The sequence below is a fragment of the Cupriavidus sp. 01T418 genome, from assembly GCF_056398885.1.
In genome coordinates, this window is sequence record NZ_JBFTQG010000003.1 from 332,069 (window position 1) to 352,552 (window position 20,484).

Annotated in this window: 22 protein-coding genes and 1 tRNA gene; 13 read left to right on the forward strand and 10 right to left on the reverse strand. The window is 65.1% G+C overall.

Annotated features, from left to right (window positions below):
• Positions 1–11: 11 nt before the first annotated feature.
• Positions 12–221 (reverse strand): twin transmembrane helix small protein, encoded by a 210-nt coding sequence (locus tag AC1DQ3_RS05695; RefSeq protein ID WP_035861044.1) that lies wholly within the window; start codon positions 219–221, stop codon positions 12–14.
• 84 nt (positions 222–305) lie between these two features.
• On the opposite strand from AC1DQ3_RS05695, the gene AC1DQ3_RS05700 reads away from it, so the two are divergent.
• The 5 genes from AC1DQ3_RS05700 (at position 306) to AC1DQ3_RS05720 (ending at position 4,667) form a co-directional block, all read left to right on the forward strand.
• Positions 306–1,049 (forward strand): SURF1 family protein, encoded by a 744-nt coding sequence (locus AC1DQ3_RS05700; protein ID WP_477119195.1) that lies wholly within the window; start codon positions 306–308, stop codon positions 1,047–1,049.
• 133 nt (positions 1,050–1,182) lie between these two features.
• Positions 1,183–1,839 carry an SCO family protein gene (locus tag AC1DQ3_RS05705; protein WP_477119196.1) on the forward strand — a complete coding sequence of 219 codons (657 nt, stop codon included), beginning with the start codon at positions 1,183–1,185 and terminating at the stop codon, positions 1,837–1,839.
• Positions 1,840–1,846: 7 nt separating this feature from the next.
• Positions 1,847–2,950 carry a COX15/CtaA family protein gene (locus AC1DQ3_RS05710; RefSeq protein ID WP_477119197.1) on the forward strand — a complete coding sequence of 368 codons (1,104 nt, stop codon included), beginning with the start codon at positions 1,847–1,849 and terminating at the stop codon, positions 2,948–2,950.
• The gene (gene cyoE / locus AC1DQ3_RS05715) at positions 2,947–3,882 is read left to right on the forward strand and encodes a heme o synthase (protein ID WP_477119198.1); all 936 of its coding nucleotides are present in this window, start codon (positions 2,947–2,949) and stop codon (positions 3,880–3,882) included. The genes AC1DQ3_RS05710 and cyoE overlap by 4 nt, the downstream gene beginning before the upstream one ends.
• Positions 3,883–4,055: 173 nt before the next feature.
• On the forward strand, positions 4,056–4,667 hold the full coding sequence (locus AC1DQ3_RS05720; RefSeq protein WP_477119266.1) for an SCO family protein: 612 nt from the start codon (positions 4,056–4,058) through the stop codon (positions 4,665–4,667).
• A gap of 113 nt (positions 4,668–4,780) precedes the next feature.
• On the opposite strand, the gene rpoH is transcribed toward AC1DQ3_RS05720, so the two are convergent.
• Positions 4,781–5,674 (reverse strand): RNA polymerase sigma factor RpoH, encoded by an 894-nt coding sequence (rpoH, locus tag AC1DQ3_RS05725; protein WP_477119199.1) that lies wholly within the window; start codon positions 5,672–5,674, stop codon positions 4,781–4,783.
• A gap of 397 nt (positions 5,675–6,071) precedes the next feature.
• Between rpoH and AC1DQ3_RS05730 the strand changes: the two genes are divergently transcribed.
• Entirely contained in the window at positions 6,072–6,947 is an 876-nt protein-coding gene (locus tag AC1DQ3_RS05730; RefSeq protein WP_477119200.1) for a pirin family protein, read from the forward strand.
• Between the two features lie 14 nt (positions 6,948–6,961).
• Here AC1DQ3_RS05730 and ybiB read toward each other — a convergent pair whose 3' ends face one another.
• The 3 genes from ybiB to AC1DQ3_RS05745 all read right to left on the reverse strand — a co-directional run bounded on the left by ybiB (position 6,962) and on the right by AC1DQ3_RS05745 (position 10,166).
• Complete coding sequence (gene ybiB, locus AC1DQ3_RS05735) at positions 6,962–7,969, reverse strand: DNA-binding protein YbiB (protein ID WP_477119201.1); 1,008 nt, start codon at positions 7,967–7,969, stop codon at positions 6,962–6,964.
• A 105-nt stretch (positions 7,970–8,074) separates the two neighbouring features.
• A complete protein-coding gene (locus AC1DQ3_RS05740; protein WP_477119202.1) occupies positions 8,075–9,391 on the reverse strand; it encodes a CmpA/NrtA family ABC transporter substrate-binding protein in 1,317 nt (438 codons plus the stop codon).
• Between the two features lie 127 nt (positions 9,392–9,518).
• The gene (locus AC1DQ3_RS05745) at positions 9,519–10,166 is read right to left on the reverse strand and encodes an ANTAR domain-containing response regulator (protein WP_477119203.1); all 648 of its coding nucleotides are present in this window, start codon (positions 10,164–10,166) and stop codon (positions 9,519–9,521) included.
• Positions 10,167–10,374: 208 nt separating this feature from the next.
• On the opposite strand from AC1DQ3_RS05745, the gene AC1DQ3_RS05750 reads away from it, so the two are divergent.
• Both AC1DQ3_RS05750 and maiA read left to right on the forward strand, forming a co-directional pair.
• Positions 10,375–11,076 carry a fumarylacetoacetate hydrolase family protein gene (locus AC1DQ3_RS05750; protein WP_477119204.1) on the forward strand — a complete coding sequence of 234 codons (702 nt, stop codon included), beginning with the start codon at positions 10,375–10,377 and terminating at the stop codon, positions 11,074–11,076.
• Between the two features lie 4 nt (positions 11,077–11,080).
• The gene (maiA, locus tag AC1DQ3_RS05755; RefSeq protein ID WP_477119205.1) at positions 11,081–11,728 is read left to right on the forward strand and encodes a maleylacetoacetate isomerase; all 648 of its coding nucleotides are present in this window, start codon (positions 11,081–11,083) and stop codon (positions 11,726–11,728) included.
• A 72-nt stretch (positions 11,729–11,800) separates the two neighbouring features.
• On the opposite strand, the gene ftsY is transcribed toward maiA, so the two are convergent.
• Positions 11,801–12,913, reverse strand: a complete 1,113-nt coding sequence (gene ftsY, locus AC1DQ3_RS05760) for a signal recognition particle-docking protein FtsY (RefSeq protein WP_477119206.1) — start codon at positions 12,911–12,913, stop codon at positions 11,801–11,803.
• A 186-nt stretch (positions 12,914–13,099) separates the two neighbouring features.
• Between ftsY and AC1DQ3_RS05765 the strand changes: the two genes are divergently transcribed.
• From AC1DQ3_RS05765 to AC1DQ3_RS05785, 5 genes are all read left to right on the forward strand, one after another.
• Positions 13,100–14,500 (forward strand): M16 family metallopeptidase, encoded by a 1,401-nt coding sequence (locus AC1DQ3_RS05765; protein ID WP_477119267.1) that lies wholly within the window; start codon positions 13,100–13,102, stop codon positions 14,498–14,500.
• Between the two features lie 20 nt (positions 14,501–14,520).
• The gene (locus tag AC1DQ3_RS05770; RefSeq protein WP_477119207.1) at positions 14,521–15,900 is read left to right on the forward strand and encodes a M16 family metallopeptidase; all 1,380 of its coding nucleotides are present in this window, start codon (positions 14,521–14,523) and stop codon (positions 15,898–15,900) included.
• Positions 15,901–15,997: 97 nt separating this feature from the next.
• Complete coding sequence (gene rsmD, locus AC1DQ3_RS05775; protein ID WP_477119208.1) at positions 15,998–16,651, forward strand: 16S rRNA (guanine(966)-N(2))-methyltransferase RsmD; 654 nt, start codon at positions 15,998–16,000, stop codon at positions 16,649–16,651.
• Positions 16,652–16,842: 191 nt separating this feature from the next.
• A complete protein-coding gene (coaD, locus tag AC1DQ3_RS05780; protein ID WP_477119209.1) occupies positions 16,843–17,328 on the forward strand; it encodes a pantetheine-phosphate adenylyltransferase in 486 nt (161 codons plus the stop codon).
• A gap of 68 nt (positions 17,329–17,396) precedes the next feature.
• Positions 17,397–17,657, forward strand: a complete 261-nt coding sequence (locus AC1DQ3_RS05785; protein WP_477119210.1) for a YfhL family 4Fe-4S dicluster ferredoxin — start codon at positions 17,397–17,399, stop codon at positions 17,655–17,657.
• A gap of 100 nt (positions 17,658–17,757) precedes the next feature.
• On the opposite strand, the gene pth is transcribed toward AC1DQ3_RS05785, so the two are convergent.
• The 4 genes from pth to AC1DQ3_RS05805 all read right to left on the reverse strand — a co-directional run bounded on the left by pth (position 17,758) and on the right by AC1DQ3_RS05805 (position 20,433).
• Positions 17,758–18,351, reverse strand: a complete 594-nt coding sequence (pth, locus tag AC1DQ3_RS05790) for an aminoacyl-tRNA hydrolase (RefSeq protein WP_477119211.1) — start codon at positions 18,349–18,351, stop codon at positions 17,758–17,760.
• Between the two features lie 229 nt (positions 18,352–18,580).
• Positions 18,581–19,189, reverse strand: coding sequence for a 50S ribosomal protein L25/general stress protein Ctc (locus AC1DQ3_RS05795; RefSeq protein WP_477119212.1), 609 nt, complete (start codon positions 19,187–19,189; stop codon positions 18,581–18,583).
• Positions 19,190–19,306: 117 nt separating this feature from the next.
• Positions 19,307–20,260, reverse strand: a complete 954-nt coding sequence (locus AC1DQ3_RS05800) for a ribose-phosphate pyrophosphokinase (protein ID WP_477119213.1) — start codon at positions 20,258–20,260, stop codon at positions 19,307–19,309.
• A gap of 96 nt (positions 20,261–20,356) precedes the next feature.
• Positions 20,357–20,433: transfer RNA gene (locus AC1DQ3_RS05805), tRNA-Gln, on the reverse strand.
• Between the last annotated feature and the right edge of the window lie 51 nt (positions 20,434–20,484).

Below are 20,484 nucleotides of genomic sequence, written 5' to 3' on the forward strand. Positions count from 1 at the left end.
GCGCGCCGGGCTCAGGGCCCCATGCGGATGCCCGTGCTCTGTATCCAGCCCATCCAGTGCGAGAACAGGATGAAGACGAACAGCGCCACGGAAAAGCCGACCCGGAACATCAGCGAGCGCATCATGTTTGGCGTCTTGCCGCGGTCGCGCATCATGAAGAATAGGGCCGAGGCCAGGCTGCCGATGATGAGGATGAACGCGATGATGATGACGATGCGCATGGAGGGGCCGCAGGCGCGGGGGCCGCTAGAGGTAATGTGCCATTATCACATCGCTGCGCGCTCGCATGCACTCGGGAGCCGCCCGTGAAGCTATGGCGTGCGCTGAGTCCGATCCCCACTTTCGCCGCGCTGGTGGTGATTGCCGTCACCTGCGCGCTTGGCAACTGGCAGCTAAACCGTGCCCATGAAAAGCTGGCGCGGGCCGCGCGGCTGGAGACGCTGGCCGCGCAAGCGCCCCTGATGGTCGGAACTGCCCCGGTGGAAGGGCTGGTAGCGGAGCGGCGGGTGCATGTGCGCGGCCGCTTCGATGCAGCGCATACCGTTTTGCTGGACAATCGCCCCCACGGCAACGGCACCGATAGCCGTGCCGGCTTCATGGTGCTGACGCCACTGCACGTGGCGGGGGCCGATCCCGCGGCGCCGGCGGTACTGGTGCTGCGCGGCTGGCTGCCGCGCGACGCACAGGACCGCACGCACATCGCGCCATTCCCGACCCCCGACGGCGAAGTGGAACTGGACGGCACCGCGCTGGCCACGGTGCCCAGGGTCTTCAGCCTGGGCAGGGACGCCGGTGCGGAGGCCGGACAGATGATCCGGCAGAATGTGGATCTTGCTTCTTTCGCGAAAGAGCTTGGCGTGCCGCTGCAGCCCTTTGTGCTGGAACAGCGCAACGATAGCGGCGACGGACTGGCGCGCGACTGGGCGCCGGCGGATATCGGCGCCGAGCGCCACTATGGCTACGCCTTCCAGTGGTTCGGCCTGGCCGCGCTGACGCTGGTGCTGCTGGTGGCGTTGAGCTGGCGGCGTGCCGCCCGTATGGCGGCTTGAGAGACATGGCCACGGCTGGCGGCACCAGCGTTGCGCCGTCACTCGGCGAACCACGGCGGGCGCCTGCGGTCAGATGACCGCAGGCGCTCCCAACCACAGACAAACAGACCAACAGACCAACAGACGAAACACGATGCAACAGCCAGATCCCGCCTCCGCCCAGGCCGCCCGCGCCGCGCCGCAAGATTCGCGCATCGACGCCCGCACCCGCCGCGGCCGCATCCAGATGCTGATGCTGTTGCTGGTGTGCGCTTCGCCGGTGATCGCCTCCTACCTCACTTACTACGTGTTCAAGCCGGCAGGCGGATCCACCAACTACGGCGCGCTGGTCGAGCCGCAGCGCCCGATGCCGGCGATGCAAGTCGGCAACGAGCGCGCCGAGTCCGTGCCGCTGGACAGCTTCAAGGGCAAGTGGCTGCTGATCACCGCCGACGGCGCCGCCTGCGACGAGGCTTGCGCCAGGAAGCTTTTCACCATTCGTCAGATCCGTGCAGGGCAGGGACAGGACCGCGAGCGCATCGTGCCGGTCTGGCTGGTCAGCGACGACGGCCCCATCGATGCCCGTCTGTCGGCCGCCTACAACGAACCCTATGCGGGCGTGCGCTTCCTGCGCGCCAACCGCGAAGCCATGCAGAAATGGCTGCCCGCGGAACCGGGTGCCCGGATCGAGGACAACCTGTTCCTGGTCGACCCGCTGGGCAACCTGATGATGCGCTTCCCCAGGGAGCCGGACCCCAAGAAAATGAGCTCCGACCTGAAGAAGCTGCTCAAGTACTCTCACATCGGGTGAGGCGCGCATGCTGCTCCAACTCGCCATCATTGGCGTCCTGATCGCACTGTTCCCGCTCGGCTATGTGCTGGTCAAGGGGGATCGCAACAAATACCGCAAGCTGGTGTGGATCACGGCCTTCCTGACGCTGGACCTGATCATGTTCGGCAGTTTCACGCGGCTGACCGATTCCGGCCTGGGCTGCCCGGACTGGCCGGGCTGTTACGGCCACTCCAATCCGCATGCGGCGCAAGAGCATATCCGCGCGGCCGAGACGGCCATGCCCAGCGGGCCCGTGACCATCACCAAGGCGTGGATCGAGATGAGCCACCGCTACTTCGCCATGGCGCTGGGCGTGCTGATCACCACGCTGATGGTGCTGGCGTGGGTCAAGCGGCGCGAACTCAGGCAGTCACCCTGGTTCGCCACCGGCGTACTGCTGCTGGTTTGCGTGCAAGGCGCGTTCGGCGCCTTTACCGTGACGCTGAAGCTGCAGCCCATCATCGTGGTGACGCACCTGATGCTCGGCATGAGCCTGCTGGCGGCATTGATCTGGCTGGGTTCGCGCAGCGATCCGCCGTTGTCGATTGCGCCCTCGGCGGGCGGGCTGCGCTGGCCGGCGCGCATTGCGCTGGCGCTGCTTGTGCTGCAGATCTTCCTGGGCGGTTGGGTGAGCACCAACTATGCGGTGCTGGCCTGTACCGATTTCCCGCTGTGCAACGGCCAGCTTGTGCCGGAGATGGATTTCCGCCACGGCTTCACGCTGTGGCGCCAGCTCGGCATGACCGCCGACGGCGATTACATTCCGCACTCGGCCCTGGTGGCGATCCACTGGGTGCATCGCGGTTTTGCCTTTGTCGTGCTGGCTTTCCTGGCCTGGTTCGGCCTGCGGGCGCGCCGCATTGGCGGCCTTGGACGCAGCGCCGGCTGGCTGATGGGCGTGCTGGCGCTGCAACTGGCAACCGGTCTTTCGAACATCGTGTTCGACTGGCCGCTGGGCGCCGCGGTGGCGCATAACGGTGGCGCGGCGGTCTTGCTGCTGCTGTTGGTTCGCCTCAATTACAATATAGGGCTCGCGGCCCGGTCCGCGAACATCGCTACGGACGTGCCGGCTGCCGCGCGCGCCACATGAAAGACAAGAACTCCCCAGTGGCTACTGCTACCCACACACATCCCTTCGGACGGGTTCGTCACCTGGTCCGCCAATACGCCGCCCTGACCAAGCCCCGAGTGACGCAGCTTGCCGTCTTCTGCGCCATCATCGGCATGTTCCTGGCCACGCCAGGCATGGTGCCGTGGCCGGTGCTGATCGGGGGCGCCGCTGGCATCTGGCTGCTGGCGGGTGCCGCTTTCGCCATTAACTGCCTGGTGGAACAGAAGGTCGATGCGCTGATGCGCCGCACGGCCTGGCGCCCCTCGGCCACTGGCGAAATCACCACCTTCCAGACCCTGGTGTTCTCGGCGGTGCTGGGCGGGGCGGGGATGTGGCTGCTGCATGTCTACACCAATGACCTGACCATGTGGCTGACCGTGGCCACCTTCGTCGGCTACGCCGTGGTGTACACGATCCTGCTCAAGCCGGCCACGCCGCAGAATATCGTGATCGGCGGCCTGTCCGGCGCCATGCCACCGGCGCTTGGGTGGGCGGCTGTTGCAGGCGATCTGCCGGCCGAGGCCTGGTTCCTGGTGCTGATCATCTTCACGTGGACGCCGCCGCATTTCTGGGCGCTTGCCCTGTACCGCCGGGCCGATTACGCCAAGTCCGGCCTGCCGATGCTGCCGGTGACGCATGGCGAGCGCTTCACGCTGCTGCACATCCTGCTGTACACGCTGATCATGATCGCGGCTACGCTGCTGCCGTTCGTGTACGGCATGTGCGGTTATATCTACCTGGCGGCGGCGCTGATCCTGGGCGGCGTTTTCCTGGCGTATTCCTGGAAGATGTACCGCAATTATTCGGATGCACTGGCGCAGCGGGCCTTTCGCTTCTCGATCCTTTACCTCTCGCTGCTATTCGCCGCGCTGCTGGTCGACCATTACTTCAAGTACCTGCCGCAGGCCTGAGCGGCAGGCATGGCTTGCGACATCTTGTCGCGGCCTGCGTGCGCGGGAACTCGAATCGGCGATACTGCATGACAACTGTCAATGTGACCTTGCCGCGTCCGGCCGAGTGCCGGGCGTTCCCGGCCCGCCAAACCTACCGAACCCGCATGTCAAACCGTCTCTCTCCCGGCCTCATGGCCAACTTCGCCAACTTCGCCACCTTGCGCCGGTTGTGCCTGCTGGCGCTGTGCTCGTTGCTGCTTGCGGCATGCGGGCAACAAAGGGCGTCCTTCAAGAACGTCGACATCACTGGCGGCAGTGAATTCGGCAAGGACTTCGTCCTCACCGATCACAACGGCAAGGTGCGCACGATCGCGGACTTCAAGGGCAAGGTAGTGGTGATGTTCTTCGGCTATACGCATTGCCCCGATGTGTGCCCGACCACCATGGCTGAGCTGAAGGCGGTCATGGAGCAACTGGGACCGGACGCCGACAAGGTGCAGGTGCTGTTTGTCACGGTTGATCCCGAGCGCGATACGCAGGCGCTGCTGGCGCAATACGTGCCGGCTTTCGATCCGCGCTTCCTGGGCATGCGTGCGGCCGACGACGCCGCGCTGCAAAAGGTCGCCAAGGACTTCAAGGTGTTCTACGCCAAGGTGCCGGGCACGTCGCCGTCCAACTACACCATGGACCACTCGGCGGGCAGCTATGTGTTCGACCCGAGCGKGAAGCTGCGCCTGTTCATTCGCCACGGCCAGGGGCCGGAGCCGATCGCGCACGACATCAAGCAACTGCTTGCTTCCTGAGGGGCGCCGCCGGTTGCCCCGGTTGGCAAAATAAAACAGGGCCGGTCGCGAGACCGGCCCTGTTGCCTTCGGGAAGGGGCGGGGGAGAAATGCCCGCCGCCGTCCGGCGCGCTTCAGGCGAATGCCTGCAGCGCTCCCTTCATCTTCTTCATCGCCGCGGTTTCGATCTGGCGGATGCGCTCGGCGGAAACGCCGAACTCGTCGGCCAGCTCGTGCAGCGTGGAACCGCCGGAGCCGTCGTCATTGACCTGCAGCCAGCGCGCTTCGATGATGCGGCGGCTACGGTCGTCGAGCTTGGACAGGGCTTCTTCCAGGCCTTGCACCTGCATGCGGTCGTGACGCTGGGCCTCGATCACGCGGGTGGGCTCGTTGTGATTGTCGGCCAGGTAGGCGATGGGAGCGAACTCCTCCTCGCCATCGTCGATCTGGCCTTCGAGCGCCAGGTCGCCGCCGGACAGGCGGGTTTCCATCTCCATCACTTCTTCCGGCTTGACGTTCAGCTCGCGCGCCACCGCGTCGATCTGTTCCGGCGTGAAGGTATGGGCACCCTGCTTGTGGCTGCGCAGGTTGAAGAACAGCTTGCGCTGGGCCTTGGTGGTAGCCACCTTGACCATGCGCCAGTTCTTCAGCACATATTCGTGGATCTCGGCCTTGATCCAGTGCATCGCGTACGACACCAGCCGCACGCCCTGGTCCGGGTCGAAGCGCTTCACGGCCTTCATCAGGCCGATATTGCCTTCCTGGATCAGATCCGCATGGGGCAGGCCGTAGCCGAGGTACTGGCGGGCGATGGACACCACCAGGCGCAGGTGCGACAGCACCATCCGGCGTGCCGCATCCACGGAGTCGTGCTCGCGCAACTCGCGCGCCAGCCGCTGCTCTTCCTCGGGGGTGAGCAGGGGGATACGGTGGACAGCCTGGATATAGCTGTCCAGATTTCCCAGCGTTCCGGGAAGTGTCAGTGCAAACGTCCCGGCGCCCTTGGGGGCCGTGGGCAGCTTGGTCATTTGGGTTTGGTCAGCAGATAGGACCGCGTTCACTCGATTGCTCCTTTTGCATCCGGCGGGTGGGTTGCCCGCGTACGCCAACCCATGGGGGCTACGCACTGCATTGCAACACATATTAGCACTCAAGCCGGGGGACTGCTAAGTTGGAGTAACTATAGGGTTAATAGTTCCCGACAATCACATTATGCTTTTACATAGTATTTTGCGCCAAGAGCTTGCGGGATGTGGCGAGCCCACTATCCTGCGCTGCGCTATCAGCTGAATGACAAGGGTTAGAGGGCACCCGCCGCCTTCGGTTCTTCCGCCAAATGAGATGCAGTGTTTCTTCAGGGGCTACACTCTTTTTTATTACACTGACCGCCAGTGCCGCCAGCATCGGCCGAACCGGGGAGAATTCATGTCTGCCATAGAACACTTGCTCAAACCGCATACGCGTGACCTCGGCGACTTCGCCGTAAGCCGGCTGCTGCCCGCCGCGGCAACCCAGACTGTCGGGCCCTTTATCTTCTTCGACCATATGGGACCGGTGGCGATGCCGCCCGGGGAAGGTGCGGATGTGCGGCCACATCCGCATATCGGCCTGGCGACCGTGACCTACCTGTTCGAAGGCGAGATCCTTCACCACGACAGCCTGGGCAGCAAGCAGGTGATCAGGCCGGGCGACGTGAACTGGATGACGGCGGGCAAGGGCATCGCCCACTCCGAGCGCTCGCCCCAGGCCGCCCGCGATGCCGGGCCGCGCCTGCATGGAATCCAGACCTGGGTGGCCCTGCCCAAGGCGCATGAGAACGACGAGCCGTCCTTCCATCATCATCCCGCCGCCACGCTGCCCAAGCTGGAGCGTCCGGGGGTGAGGATGACCGTGATCGCGGGAGACGCGTTTGGCGCGGTGGCGCCCGTGAAGGTGTTTAGCCGTACGCTGTACGTGGCGATCGAGCTCGATGCGGGTGCCAGCCTGGAAATTCCGCCGGAGCATGCCGAACGCGGCATCTATCCGGTGGACGGCAGCATCGCGCTGGATGGCGAAACGCTGCCGGAGCGGCATCTGGCGGTGCTGGTGCCGGGCGAGACCGTGACGCTGACGGCGCGCGAGCCGTCGCGGGTGATGCTGCTTGGGGGCGACCCGGCCGACGGGCACCGCTTTATCTTCTGGAACTTCGTCGCCAGCACCAAGGAAGCCATCGAAGCAGCCTCCCAGCGCTGGGAGGATAACCAGTTCCCGCGCGTGCCCGGCGAGGACGACCGCATCCCGCTGCCCCAGCGCAAGCGCTGAACGCCCGGGATGGCTCAGACCGGGCTGGCCCAGGTCACCCGCGTGCCTTGTTCCAGGCAACTGCGGATCGCCTCGATCTGGGTGGCGATCGGAGCGGGAACGGGCGCCTTGCCGTCCAGCACGAGCCGGATCCAGGCGGCGGTCTGGTCCACATCGCTGCCGGGCGGCAATTCCGGCACTTCAACGATGGAGCCCGCGGTGGGATCGACCAGCGTGCGCTGATGCCCATCGTGCAGCCAGTCGATGCGGCCGCCGCGGCGTGCGTCGGCCACCACCTCGCCCTCCGTGCCACGCGCCAGCAGCACATTGGCGGGTTCGCGCGAGAAGTAGTCGGTGAGGGTCTCGCGGTACTCGGGATGGGTGTAGCTGTACAGCCGCAGCGCCTCGGCCGGGGAGTGGGTGCCCACCGGCTGAAGCAGCTTGACCACGGTATGCGCGGAGTTGCGCAAGCCGATCTGCATGCGCCGGTCCAGCATGCCGGCCAGCGCCGGCGACAGCACATCGATCGGCAGCACCGCCAGCGGGCCGGGTTGGCTGTCCTTGCTGCGAAGCTGGCTTTCGGCCTGCGCCACGGCGCTGCACGGCGCGATGCCCAGCGCCTCGAACAGCGAGATGCTGGTGACGCGCCCGGTGAACGCGCGGCTGCCATGCACCAGCACGGGAATGCCTTCGCGCGCCAGCAACAGCGACAACAGCGGCACCAGGTTGGGCTGCTTGCGCGCGCCGTTATAGCTTGGGATGGTCACCACGATGCGGTCCGGCGGCGCAGCCAGCGGCAGGCAGTGCGCGTGGGCTGCATCGAGCATGCCGGCCAGTTCGTGGGGGGCTTCGCCCTTGATGCGATAGGCCATCAGCACCGCGCCAAGCTCGATATCGGCCACGCGGCCGGCCAGCATGGCATCGAACAAGGCCTGGGCATCTTCGCGCGGCAGCGCGCGGGCGCCGTTGACGCCCCGGCCGATTTCCTTGATGTACTTTGCGGCGGCAAAAGCAGGGGCGGCGGTAGCGGGCGTGCTGGTCATGGCGGGCTGGGGCAATGTGGTTTGAGGTTCATGATAGCGGAGCGAGCAGGCTGTGCCCATGGCATTGGGCATGCCAGCGCGACATCGAACAATGCCGCGCTTGGTTCAGGCCTTGATCTCGAAGGCGTCGGCGTAAGCCCTCGGGTCCTTGCTGGCATCCCACACCACGCCATCCAGCAGCTTCGCGGTGCGGAAGTCGCTGTTGGGCACCGGCACCTGCGCGGCCGCGGCGCCCTGCTTGTAGATGTCGATGCGGTTGACCTTCTTCGCCACCGCCAGGTAGTCGGGATGGTCCTTGAGCAGGCCCCAGCGCTTGTGCTGCGTGAGGAACCACATGCCGTCGGAGAGGAAGGGATAGTTGGTGCCACCGTCCTGGTAGAACTTCATCGAGTGGGGATCGTCCCAGGTCTTGCCCAGGCCGTTGCTGTAGCGGCCGAGCATGCGGTCCAGGATGATGTCCATATCCGTGTCGATGTAGGATCTGGCGGCAATGGCTTGCGCGGTCTTGCGGCGGTTGGAGGCCGAGGCATCGATGTACTTCGATGCCTCCAGCACGGCGGCAACCATGGCGCGTGCCGTGTTGGGGTACTTCTGCACGAACTCGGCCGTGGTGCCCAGGGTCTTTTCCGGATGGTCCTGCCAGATCGCTTGCGTGGTCTGCACGGTAAAGCCGATCTTGTCCGCGATGGCGCGCGCGCCCCAGGGCTCGCCCACGCAGAAGCCGTCCATATTGCCCGCGCGCATATTGGCCACCATCTGCGGCGGCGGCACGGTGATGACCTTGGCGTCCTGCATCGGGTCGATGCCGTTGGCGGCCAGCCAGTAGTACAGCCACATCGCGTGGGTGCCGGTAGGGAAGGTCTGGGCGAAGGTGTAGTCGCGCTTCTCTTTCATCATCAGCGCTTTCAGGCTGGCGCCGTCCCTGGCGCCTTTCTCGGCCAGTCTTGACGACAGCGTGATGGCCTGCCCGTTGTGGTTCAGGTTCATCAGTACGGCCATCTCCTTCTTGGGCCCGCCGATGCCGAGCTGCACGCCGTAGATCAGGCCGTACAGCACGTGCGCCGCATCCAGCTCGCCATTGACCAGCTTGTCGCGCACGCCGGCCCAGGAGGCTTCCTTGGTGGGCGTGATCTTGATGCCATATTTCTTGTCGAAACCGAGCGTGCCGGCCATCACCACCGAGGCGCAGTCCGTCAGCGGGATAAAGCCGATCCGCACTTCCGGCTTTTCCGGCGCATCGGAGCCGGCGGCCCAGGCCCCGGCGCGCACCAGGGGGTCAACCAGCGTCACCACGCTGGCGCCGCCGATGGTGGCGAGCGCGCGGCGGCGGCCATTGCTGGCGGGCACGGCATCGGCGGCGGCGCTGGTGTCGGAGGCAACCGCGGCATGCAGCGGCTTGGTAATTTTCACGCGAGAGGGCATTCCACGGCTCCAAAAAGAAAAGCGTCCTGGATTGGCAGGGCGGCGGTCGGTGCCGGTGCGCGGGAGGCAGGGCGGCAGCGCCATCCTTGTGCGTTGCACCAAACACGTGCGGGGCGTCGTCCCGCCTTCAACTCATCACATCGATAACGCGCCGTGCCGCTTCGACAAGCTTGATGCCGCGCTCCATGGCCATGCTGCGCAGTCGCTTGTAAGCCTCTTCCTCGCTCATGCCGCGCTCCTTCATCAGCAGGCCCTTGGCACGTTCGACTTCCTTGCGCTCGGCGAGCTGCAGGCGCGTGGCATCCAGTTCGGCGCGCAGTTCCTGATCCAGCTCGAAGCGCGCGTAAGCCACGTCGAGCACGGTCTTCACGCGATCGGCGCGCAGGCCGTTGACGATGTAGGCGGTGATGCCTGCCGTAAGGGCGGCCTTGATGCGCTGGGCGTCGTCGTTATCCGTAAAGAGCACAATGGGGCGCGGCGCGTGCTGGGTGGAAACGCACACATGCTCGACCGTATCGCGCGCCGCGGACTCGGAAGCGATGATGATCAGGTCAGGCTGCCGTGCGGCAATCGCGTCGGGCAGCCGCAGGTCGGCGTCCACCGTCTCGATGTCGGTAAAACCCGCGGACACGAGCCCGGTGTGGATTGTCTCGACATTGAGCGGGTCGGCGTCGTGCGGATCGCGCACCAGCAGGATGCGCAGCGAGCGCGAACCCGCTGCGGAGGCGGGCGCGGGATGCGTCGGGCTGGGAGGGGCTGGGGGGCGTCGATTCATGGCGTCGCTTGAGATCTCTCGTGCCATGCAAGATTCGCGCCGAGATGCTTCTCATTGTATGGCGGAGTTTCCCGGATTCAATGGTTGCCAGCATACGTAGCGGGAACCGCAGGTGTATCCTATTGCCCTGCTGCGCAGCGGGGCGTCTACTGGCGACGCTGCAGCCGGCGCGCAGCCTAAAACACAATACACAAGTCTGGAGAGAAGGATGACCGAATTCGTATTTGCCCCGCCGGCGCCCACAGGCGTGCCCGTGCGCGGCAGCAGCGCTCAGTTCCCGGTGCGCCGGGTTTACTGCGTGGGCCGCAACTATGCCGCGCATGCGCGTGAAATGGGTTCGGATCCCGATCGTGAACCGCCGTTCTTCTTCTGCAAGCCCGCCGACGCGGTGAGCTATGTGGCCGAGGGCAGTGAAGGCACCTTCCCTTATCCGCAGGGCACCAGCAACTGCCACTATGAAGCGGAGCTGGTTGTCGCCATCGGCAAGGGCGGCAAGGATATCGCCGAGGCAGACGCCGCCAGCCACGTATTTGGCTACGCGCTCGGCCTCGACATGACGCGCCGCGACCTGCAGAACGAATCGAAGAAGACCGGCCGGCCCTGGGAAACCGGCAAGGCCTTCGACAAGTCTGCGCCCATCGGCCCGATCGTGCCCGTGTCCGCCATCGGACATCCCGGGAAGGGCGCGGTGACGCTGTCCGTCAATGGCGTGGAGAAGCAGCGTGGCGATCTGTCCGACCTGATCTGGTCGGTGCCCGAGATGGTCTCGTACCTGTCCCGGCTGTTCGAGCTGCAGCCCGGCGACCTGATCTATAGCGGCACGCCCGAAGGCGTGGGCCCGGTGGTGAAGGGTGACGTCATGCTGTGCAAGATCGAAGGCGTGGGCGAGCTCACCGTCAAGGTGGCCTGAGGCCATGCTCAAGCTCTACAGCTACTTTCGCAGCTCGGCATCGTACCGGGTGCGTATCGCGCTGAACCTCAAGGGCCTGCCTTACGAGTATGTGCCGGTGCATCTGTTGCGCGACGGCGGCCAGCAACTGCTGCCGGCCTACCGCGCGCTCAATCCGGACGGGCTGGTGCCGACCCTGGTCGAGGACGACCAGGTATTGATCCAGTCCGTGGCGATGGTCGAGTATCTCGACGAGACGCATCCCGAGCCGCCCCTGCTGCCGGGCAGCGCGCTCGACCGCGCCTATATCCGCGCGGTGGCGCAGGAAGTCGCGTGCGAAATCCATCCGCTGAACAACCTGCGTGTGCTGAAGTACCTCAAGCACACGCTGGGCGTGGCGGAGGAGGCCAAGGACGCCTGGTATCGCCACTGGGTGGAGCTGGGCTTCGAGTCGGTAAATACGAACCTGGTGCGCACGGGCAAGGCAGGCCGTTTCTGCTTTGGCGATACGCCGACGCTGGCCGATATCTGCCTGGTGCCGCAGGTGTTCAACGCGCAGCGTTTCAATATTGACGTGAGCCGTTATCCGGCCATTGCCAGGGTGTTCGAGTCCAGCATGGCGCTGCCTGCGTTCCAGCAGGCCGAGCCCAAGACGCAGCCGGACGCCGAGTAAGGCTGGCGCGCAGGCCGTCGCAAGGAAAAGCCCCGCAAGACATTGCGGGGCTTTTCTTCATTGCCGCGGCGTTCAGCCCAGCAATGCTTCGGCGAATTCCTCGGCCTTGAAGGGCTGGAGGTCCTCGACCTTTTCGCCCACGCCGATGAAGTAGACCGGCACGGGCCGCTGGCGCGCGATCGCTGCCAGGATGCCGCCCTTGGCGGTGCCGTCGAGCTTGGTCACGATCAGGCCCGTCAGGCCCAGTGCATCGTCGAAGGCCTTGACCTGGGACAGCGCGTTCTGGCCCGTGTTGCCGTCGATGACCAGCAGCGATTCGTGGGGCGCGCTCGGCATTGCCTTGGCGATGACACGCTTGACCTTCTTCAGTTCCTCCATCAGATGCAGCTGCGTGGGCAGTCGGCCCGCGGTATCGGCCATCACGATATCGATGCCGCGCGCGCGCGCCGCGTTGACCGCGTCGAAGATTACCGCGGCGGGGTCGCCGCTCTCCTGCGCGACCACGGTCACGTTGTTGCGCTCGCCCCAGATCGTCAGTTGCTCGCGCGCGGCGGCGCGGAAGGTGTCGCCCGCGGCCAGCAGCACGGACTGGTGGTAGCTCTGGAAGTGCTTGCACAGCTTGCCGATGCTGGTGGTCTTGCCGGCGCCGTTGACACCGGAGATCATCATGACCATCGGCTGCTCGCGGCCCAGCACCATGGTTTTCTCGAGCGGGCGCAGCAGGTCGGTGAGCAATTCGCGCAAGGCGATCTTGACGCCCTCGGAGGTCTCGATGCGCTCGTTCTTGACGCGGCGGCGCAGGGCGGTCAGCAGATGCTGGGTTGCCTCGACGCCGGCGTCGGCCATGATCAGGGCCGTTTCCAGGTCTTCGAACAGATCTTCGTCAACCTTGACGCCGACAAACAGCGTGCCAAGATTGCGGCTGGTCTTGGACAGGCCGGTGCGCAGGCGCTGCATCCAGCCGAGCCTGGCTTCGGCGGTGGGGGCCGGCGGCGGAATCAGGACCAGGTCTGCGGGGGCGGATATGGCGTCGGAAATTGGGTCGGGAACGGGGGCGGAAACGGCGTCGGAGACCGCCGCGCTGGCGACCGGCGCGGGTGCGGGCACGGCAACCGGCGCGGGGTATTGCACCTCGGGTGGCGCACCGGCCGGTTCGGCCTTGCGCTTCTTCCAGAAACTAAACATTGGGAAAGGGGTCAATACCCCGGTAGAATCAATCGCCAAAATTCTAGCAGACGGGGTCGCATGAACCATTGTGCTGTCAGGTCCAGGTCGGGCGCCGCCCGTACCGCATCGCATCTTGCCGGTGCCGGCGTTTCTCGCCAGGCCGCTTTCTCCCGGCGCCTTCTTCCCACCCTCCTGTTGATCGCCATGCCCTGGTTCGGCGCCGCTCATGCGCAGACCGGCGCGGTGGCGTCGCCGGCGCCGGGCAGCCAGGCGAGCGCGTCGCAAAGTGTCGCGGGGGAGGCCAAAACCACCGAATTCAAGCTGTCCAACGGCATGCGGGTCATTGTCAAGGAAGACCATCGCGCGCCCACCGTAGCCCACCAGATCTGGTATCGCGCGGGTGGCATGGACGAGGTCAGCGGCACCACGGGCGTGGCGCACATGCTTGAGCACATGATGTTCAAGGGTACACCAAAGGTCGGCCTGGGGGAGTTTTCCAAGCAGATAGCGGCGTTGGGCGGGCGCGAGAACGCCATGACCAACCGCGACTTCACCCTGTATTACCAGCAGATCAGCAAACAGTATCTGCCCAGGATGATGGAGCTCGAGGCCGACCGCATGGCCAATCTCATCATCAGGAAGGATGAGTTCGAGCGGGAAATGAAGGTCGTGATGGAAGAGCGGCGCCTGCGCACGGACGACTCCGCGCGTGGCACGGTCTACGAGCAGTTGCTGGCCACTGTGTTCACGGCCGCGCCCTACCGCCACCCGGTGATCGGCTGGCCGGCCGACCTGGTCAATATGCGCGTGGAAGACGTGCAGGCCTGGTACAAGAACTGGTACGTGCCTGACAACGCGCTGCTCGTCGTGACCGGCGACGTCACGGCGGCCGAGGTCAAGGTGCTCGCCGAACGCTACTATGGCAAGCTCAAGGCGCGCCCGCTGCCAATCCGCAGGGACCAGATCGAGCCGGCGCAGAAGGGCGTCAAGCGGATCTGGGTCAAGGCGCCGGCCGAGAACCCCTATATGGTGATGGCCTACAAGGTGCCGCGCCTGCACGACGTCGAGAAGGACGTGGACCCCTACGCGCTGGAGGTCCTGTCGGCCGTGCTCAACGGCTACGACAACGCCCGCCTGCCGCGCGACCTGGTGCGCGAGCGCCGCATCGCCGATGACGTCAACGTGGGCTACGACAGTGTCAACCGTGGCGAGTCCGTGATAGTGCTCGATGGCACGCCGGCCGATGGCCACACCACCGAGGAGCTCGAGCGAGCGCTGCGCGACGAGATCGCCCGCATCGCCCGGGAGGGGGTTTCGCCCGAAGAGCTCAAGCGGGTCAAGACACAGGTCGTGGCCGCGCAGATCTACAAGCGCGATTCGGTGTTCGGGCAGGGCATGGAAATCGGCGTGACCGAGATCGCCGGTATTTCGTGGCGCCAGATCGACCGCATGCTGGAGAAGATCAAGGAAGTGACGCCCGCCCAGGTGCAGGCTGTGGCAGGCAAATACTTCAATGACGATAACCTGACCGTGGCAACCCTGTTGCCGCAACCGATCGACCCGAACAAGCCGAAGGCTCCGGTTGACGCCGGCTCGCTCCGCTAAAGCCATTCAGAGGACCGACGATGTCTCTCTTTGCCCCGACGATCCCGTCGCCGCGCCTGCTGCGCCGCATCGCAGGCGCTGCCTGCGGCGCGCTTGCCCTGATCGCTTCGCAGGCCGCGCTGGCTGCCATCCCGATCGAGCAATGGACCACCTCCACCGGTGCCCGCGTGTATTTCGTGCGCAGCCCGTCCATCCCCATGCTCGACGTCAATATGGACTTCGACGCCGGCAGCCGCTACGACCCGCCCGGCAAGGCCGGCGTTGCCACGCTCGCATCGGCCCTGCTCGACAAGGGCGCCGCCGCGCAGGACGGCCAGCCCGCGCGCAGTGAGGCGCAGGTAGCCGATGCTTTTGCCGATACGGGTGCCGACTTCGGCGGCGCCGCCAGCAGCGATCGCGGCGGCATCGGCCTGCGCACGCTGACCTCCGAGCCGGAGCTCAGCCAGTCGCTGGCGCTGGCCGGCCAGCTGATCAAGGCGCCGGCCTACCCGGACGCCGTGGTGGTGCGCGAGAAGCAACGCCTGATCACGGCGATCCGCGAAGCCGATACCAAGCCTGGCGTGATTGCCGACAAGATGGTGTCGAAGGCGATCTATCCGGCCCATCCCTATGGCGTTTCGCCGACCGTGGCTTCGGTCGAGTCGATCACCCGGGCCGATATCGAGCGTTTCTGGCGGGACAACTTCGCGCCGTCGCGCGCCGTCGTGACGCTGATCGGCGCCATCGACCGCAAGCAGGCCGAGACCATCGCCGAACAGCTTACGCGCGGGCTGCCCGCCGGCGCCACGCCGCCCACGATGCCGCCCGTGCAGCCGACGATCCCGGCCAGCGAGCAGCGTGTGCCGCATCCGGCGCAGCAGGCCACCGTGACCATGGGCCAGCCCGCCATTGCGCGCGGCGATCCCGACTATTTCGCCCTGCTGGTGGGCAACTACGTCCTCGGCGGCGGCGGGTTCAGCTCGCGCCTGACCAATGAGGTGCGGGAGAAGCGTGGCCTGACCTACGGCGTCGACAGCTACTTCGCGCCGGCCAAGCAGGCAGGGCCATTCGGCATCAGCCTGCAGACCAAGAAGGCGCAGACCAACGAGGCGCTGGCGCTGGTGCGCAAGGTGCTGGCGCAGTACGTGGCCGAAGGCCCCACCGACGCGGAACTGAAGGCCGCCAAGGACAATCTCGTCAACGGCTTCCCGCTGCGTATCGACAACAACCGCAAGCTGCTGACCAATGTGGCCAATATCGGCTGGTACGGGTTGCCGCTGGATTACCTCGACACGTGGACCAGGCAGATCGGCAAGGTCACGCGAGCCCAGGTCAAGGACGCCTTTCTGCGCCACGTGCATCCCGACGCCATGGCGACCGTGATCGTGGGTGGACCGGAGCAAGGGGGCAAGGGCTTATAAGGGAGTGAGAAGGGAGTGAGAAGGGAGTGAGAAGGGAGTGAGAAGGGAGTGAGAAGGGAGTGAGCGCGATCCGGCCCGCAGGCTCTACAATCACGACATGAATTCGCGTACCCGATCTCCCTCGCCCGCTGCCAGCGCGCGAACTTCTCCCCCCTCGCCGCGGCAGTCGCCCGCGCAGGTCCGCATCATCGGCGGCAAGTGGAAGCGCACGCCGCTGCCCGTGCTGGCGGCCGAAGGGCTGCGTCCCACCCCGGACCGCGTCCGTGAAACCCTGTTCAACTGGCTCGGCCAGGACATGTCCGGGCTGGCCTGCCTCGACCTGTTTGCGGGCTCTGGCGCGCTTGGCTTCGAAGCCGCTTCGCGCGGTGCGCACCAGGTCACCCTGGTGGAAGCCAACCCGCGCGTGGCCAAGCAACTGCGCGACAACCAGTATCGCCTGGATGCCCAGCAGATTCGCGTTGTGCAGGGTGACGCATTCGCTACGGCGGCGCAGATGCCATCCGCCAGCTTCGACGTCGTGTTTCTCGATCCACCGTTTGCCGAGGATTGGCTGCGTCCCGCGCTGGAACATGCGGCGCGGCTGTCGCGGCCGGGCGGCGCCGTCTATGTGGAAACCGACCGTGCCTTGACGGGCCCGGATGCGCCGGTACCGGCGGCGCTGGAGATCGTGCGGCATGCCCGTGCGGGCGCGGTGCATTTCCATTTGCTGCAGCACAGGAACAACCGGGCCGGCGGGCCGGACGCGGCATGAGCGGCCATCGCACGCTTGCTGCGGCACTGCCGCGAAAGCATGATGCGATGGCTTCCAAGTGCCGCGTTTAGGGTTACACTACGGCGCGGTTGCCAACGCTCGTCAGGCTGCCTTGGCCCCAGCCCTCAATCATAGCGGGCGGGGTCGATTGGTCCATCCAGGACCGGCAACGGGCAGAACAAGGAGGAAGCATGGTCGTCGCGGTCTATCCCGGCACTTTCGACCCAATGACACGGGGCCACGAAGATCTGGTACGCAGAGCGTCCAATATCTTCGATGAGCTCGTGGTCGGCGTGGCGTATAGCCCCAACAAGCGCCCATTCTTTTCGCTGGAAGAGCGCATAAGCATCGCCCGCGAAGTCCTTGGACACTATCCCAATGTGCGAGTCGAAGGTTTCTCCGGGCTGCTCAAGGATTTCGTGCGCAAGAACAATGCACGGGTGATCGTGCGGGGTTTGCGTGCCGTCTCCGATTTCGAGTACGAGTTCCAGATGGCGGGCATGAATCGCTACCTGTTGCCGGATGTGGAAACCATGTTCCTGACGCCGTCCGACCAATACCAGTTCATCTCGGGCACCTTCGTGCGCGAGATCGCGGTGCTGGGCGGCGATGTCAGCAAGTTCGTATTCCCGTCGGTCGAACGCTGGCTTCAGGAGAAGATTGCCAAACCGGAATAAAATAGAGCTTTGGGACATGCCGGCCGCGGCCAGTCGGGCGCGGGCATGTCTGGCTTAAAGGAAACACCATGGCACTGATGATCACCGACGACTGCATCAACTGCGACGTTTGTGAGCCCGAGTGCCCAAACGAAGCCATTTCGATGGGGCCCGAGATCTATGAGATCGACCCCGGCAAATGCACGGAATGCGTCGGACACTTCGATGAACCGCAATGCCAGCAGGTTTGCCCGGTGGCTTGCATCCCGAACGACCCCAACCGGGTCGAGTCGCGCGATACCTTGATGCAGCGCTATCGGCTGCTCACGGCGGCCAAACGAGTAACTTGACGCGGCCGTCGCGATTGCGGCTCGCAGGTATGAAGAAAGCCCCGTCACCGAGAGGTGACGGGGCTTTCTTCGTTGATCTCGCCGTTGGTAGTGCGGCTGTTCAGCGGTTCGTATGCAGCTCCAGCATGGCGCGTTCGCTCTCGCCCCTGGCCAGCAGCGCGAGCGGGCCCAGGCTGCGGTCGATGGCTTCATCGATGGCTTGCTGCTCTTCGCGGCGCGGCGGTTTCAATACGTAATTGATCACATCCTCGCGATCACCGCCTCCGCTTGCCGAGTTGCGCGGATGGCCCACACCGATGCGCAGGCGCCAGTAGTCCTGCGTCGTCAGGTGCGCGGCAATGTCCTTGAGGCCGTTATGGCCACCGGCGCCGCCGCCGCGCTTGAGCTTGACGGTGCCGGGCGGCATGTCCATTTCGTCATGGGCTACCAGGATCTCGTCGGGCAGGATCTTGTAGAAGCGCGCCAGCGACACCACGGATTGGCCGGAGCGGTTCATGAAGGTGGATGGCTTGAGCAGCCAGATGTCCTGGTCCCACAGCCCGGCGCGTGCTGCCAGGCCGTGGAAGCGGCCTTCCACGCGCAGGGTGACGCCACCCATGCGGGCCAGCTGGTCGACCAGCCAGAAGCCGGCGTTGTGGCGGGTGGCTTCGTATTCCGCCCCGGGGTTGCCGAGGCCGACGATGAGTTTGATCATGGGGTTGGACTGCTTGGTTTTGGATGGCTCGGGCGGATCTGATCTGACTGCAAAAACCTTTACGGCTCGCGTCGCGTGAGGGACTGGCTGCGCATCGCCGGGGATTCGCTTTGCATGGCAAGGATACGCGATCCGTGACGCGAAAAAAAACCGCCGGACGCGCCGGCGGTTTTTTCTTGCGGCTGCGAGAGCCGTCCTGTGCGCGGCCCGAAGGCTGCGATCAGGGTACTCAGGCAGCAGGCGTTTCGCCTTCGCCTTCGGCTGCTTCCGACACGCCGCCGGCCGGCAGCGAGACGCTGGCGATAGTGGGGTTTTCATCGCCATGGGTGATGGCGCTGACGCCCTTCGGCAGCTTCAGGTCGGACAGGTGCAGGGTCTGGCCCAGTTCGGCGTTGCCCAGGTCCACTTCAATGAACTCAGGCAGGTCGGCCGGCAGGCACGACACTTCCAGTTCGTTCAGGATGTGGTTGACGATGCCATGGCCCAGCTTCACGCCCGGGGCGTTTTCCTGGTTGATGAAGTGCAGCGGCACCTTGACGTGGATCTTGTCGGTGGCCGACACGCGCTGGAAGTCGACGTGCAGGACCAGCGGCTTGAACGGGTGCATCTGGAAAGCGCGCAGCAGGGCCTTTTCGCCCTTGCCTTCCACTTCGAGGTCGAGGATCGACGAGTGGAATGCTTCTTTCTTCAGTGCGTGGAACAGTGCGTTGTGATCCAGTTCGATCATCTTGGGCTCGGCTGCGCCGCCATAGATGATGCCGGGGGTCTTGCCGGCGTTGCGCAGGCGGCGGCTCGCACCCGTTCCCTGTACGCTACGCTCGAAGGCTACTACTTTCATGATGACTCCAAATGTAAGAGGGCTGTCCGCGACCAGACAGCCCGATGAATCGCGCCTGCGCCGTAGCCGGGATGTTCCCGAAAAACGGCCGCAAACGCGGTAAAGCCTTGAATTCTATCAGGAATCGGCAAACAGCGACATGATCGAGTCGCCCTTGACGATCCGGGTAAAGGTCTCTGCCAGCAGCGATGCGGTGGAGAGCTGGCGGATCTTGCCGGACTGGATGGCATCGTCGCGCAGCGGAATCGTGTCGCAAACCACCACTTCGTCCAGTTCCGAGTCGGCGATGCGGGCAGCCGCGCCGCCGGACAGGACCGGATGGGTACAGTAGGCGAAGACCTTCAGCGCGCCGCGTTCCTTGAGCACCTGGGCAGCCTTGCACAGTGTGCCGCCGGTGTCGATCATGTCGTCCATGATCACGCAGTTGCGGCCTTCGACTTCACCGATGATGTTCATCACCTCGGCCACATTGGCCTTGGGACGGCGCTTGTCGATGATGGCCAGGTCGCAGTTCAGCTGCTTGGCCAGCGCACGGGCGCGCACCACGCCGCCGACGTCGGGCGAGACCACCAGCAGATTGCCGTAGTTCTTCTCGCGCAGGTCGCCCAGCAGTACCGGGGAGGCGTAGATGTTATCAACCGGGATATCGAAGAAGCCCTGAATCTGGTCGGCGTGCAGGTCCATGGTCAGGACACGCTCGACGCCGGCAACTTCCAGCATATTGGCAACCACCTTGGCCGAGATCGCGACACGCGCCGAACGCGGGCGGCGGTCCTGGCGGGCATAGCCGAAGTAGGGCATGGCGGCGGTGATGCTGCGTGCCGAGGCGCGCTTGAGCGCATCGACCATCACCATCAGTTCCATCAGGTTGTCGTTGGTCGGCGCGCAGGTGGACTGCAGCACGATGACGTGCTTGCCGCGAACATTTTCCTGGATTTCAACTTGGACTTCGCCGTCGGAGAACCGGCCGACCTGGGCTTTCCCGAGTGGGATGCCGAGGTGCTGAACGACAGCCTCCGCGAGTTTGGGGTTGGCGTTGCCGGTAAAAACCATCAAGCCTTCGCTGCTCATTCGGTGCACCTGTCTTGCTGCTGGGGGGAAAGACTGCTGCCGGCTAGTGCCGGCAGCTTTGTCGCGCGGGTCCGTAAGGACACTATAGGAATGTAATGGCAGGGGAAGAAGGATTCGAACCTTCGAATGCCGGAATCAAAATCCGGTGCCTTGACCAACTTGGCGACTCCCCTACACAACCGGGTACGCTCATCGTCACACTCAACCAAACTGCGACGCCGAAC

Bases quoted from the DNA above. Each gene is read 5' to 3' on its own strand.
- rsmD (WP_477119208.1), top strand. From the start codon at position 15,998: ATGAATTCGCGTACCCGATCTCCCTCGCCCGCTGCCAGCGCGCGAACT.
- AC1DQ3_RS05740 (WP_477119202.1), bottom strand. From the start codon at position 9,391: ATGCCCTCTCGCGTGAAAATTACCAAGCCGCTGCATGCCGCGGTTGCC.
- coaD (WP_477119209.1), top strand. From the start codon at position 16,843: ATGGTCGTCGCGGTCTATCCCGGCACTTTCGACCCAATGACACGGGGC.
- AC1DQ3_RS05695 (WP_035861044.1), bottom strand. From the start codon at position 221: ATGCGCATCGTCATCATCATCGCGTTCATCCTCATCATCGGCAGCCTG.
- AC1DQ3_RS05745 (WP_477119203.1), bottom strand. From the start codon at position 10,166: ATGAATCGACGCCCCCCAGCCCCTCCCAGCCCGACGCATCCCGCGCCC.
- maiA (WP_477119205.1), top strand. From the start codon at position 11,081: ATGCTCAAGCTCTACAGCTACTTTCGCAGCTCGGCATCGTACCGGGTG.
- AC1DQ3_RS05795 (WP_477119212.1), bottom strand. From the start codon at position 19,189: ATGAAAGTAGTAGCCTTCGAGCGTAGCGTACAGGGAACGGGTGCGAGC.
- AC1DQ3_RS05705 (WP_477119196.1), top strand. From the start codon at position 1,183: ATGCAACAGCCAGATCCCGCCTCCGCCCAGGCCGCCCGCGCCGCGCCG.
- ftsY (WP_477119206.1), bottom strand. From the start codon at position 12,913: ATGTTTAGTTTCTGGAAGAAGCGCAAGGCCGAACCGGCCGGTGCGCCA.
- AC1DQ3_RS05770 (WP_477119207.1), top strand. From the start codon at position 14,521: ATGTCTCTCTTTGCCCCGACGATCCCGTCGCCGCGCCTGCTGCGCCGC.
- cyoE (WP_477119198.1), top strand. From the start codon at position 2,947: ATGAAAGACAAGAACTCCCCAGTGGCTACTGCTACCCACACACATCCC.
- AC1DQ3_RS05765 (WP_477119267.1), top strand. From the start codon at position 13,100: ATGCCCTGGTTCGGCGCCGCTCATGCGCAGACCGGCGCGGTGGCGTCG.
- AC1DQ3_RS05730 (WP_477119200.1), top strand. From the start codon at position 6,072: ATGTCTGCCATAGAACACTTGCTCAAACCGCATACGCGTGACCTCGGC.
- pth (WP_477119211.1), bottom strand. From the start codon at position 18,351: ATGATCAAACTCATCGTCGGCCTCGGCAACCCCGGGGCGGAATACGAA.
- AC1DQ3_RS05750 (WP_477119204.1), top strand. From the start codon at position 10,375: ATGACCGAATTCGTATTTGCCCCGCCGGCGCCCACAGGCGTGCCCGTG.
- ybiB (WP_477119201.1), bottom strand. From the start codon at position 7,969: ATGACCAGCACGCCCGCTACCGCCGCCCCTGCTTTTGCCGCCGCAAAG.
- rpoH (WP_477119199.1), bottom strand. From the start codon at position 5,674: ATGACCAAGCTGCCCACGGCCCCCAAGGGCGCCGGGACGTTTGCACTG.
- AC1DQ3_RS05785 (WP_477119210.1), top strand. From the start codon at position 17,397: ATGGCACTGATGATCACCGACGACTGCATCAACTGCGACGTTTGTGAG.
- AC1DQ3_RS05800 (WP_477119213.1), bottom strand. From the start codon at position 20,260: ATGAGCAGCGAAGGCTTGATGGTTTTTACCGGCAACGCCAACCCCAAA.
- AC1DQ3_RS05710 (WP_477119197.1), top strand. From the start codon at position 1,847: ATGCTGCTCCAACTCGCCATCATTGGCGTCCTGATCGCACTGTTCCCG.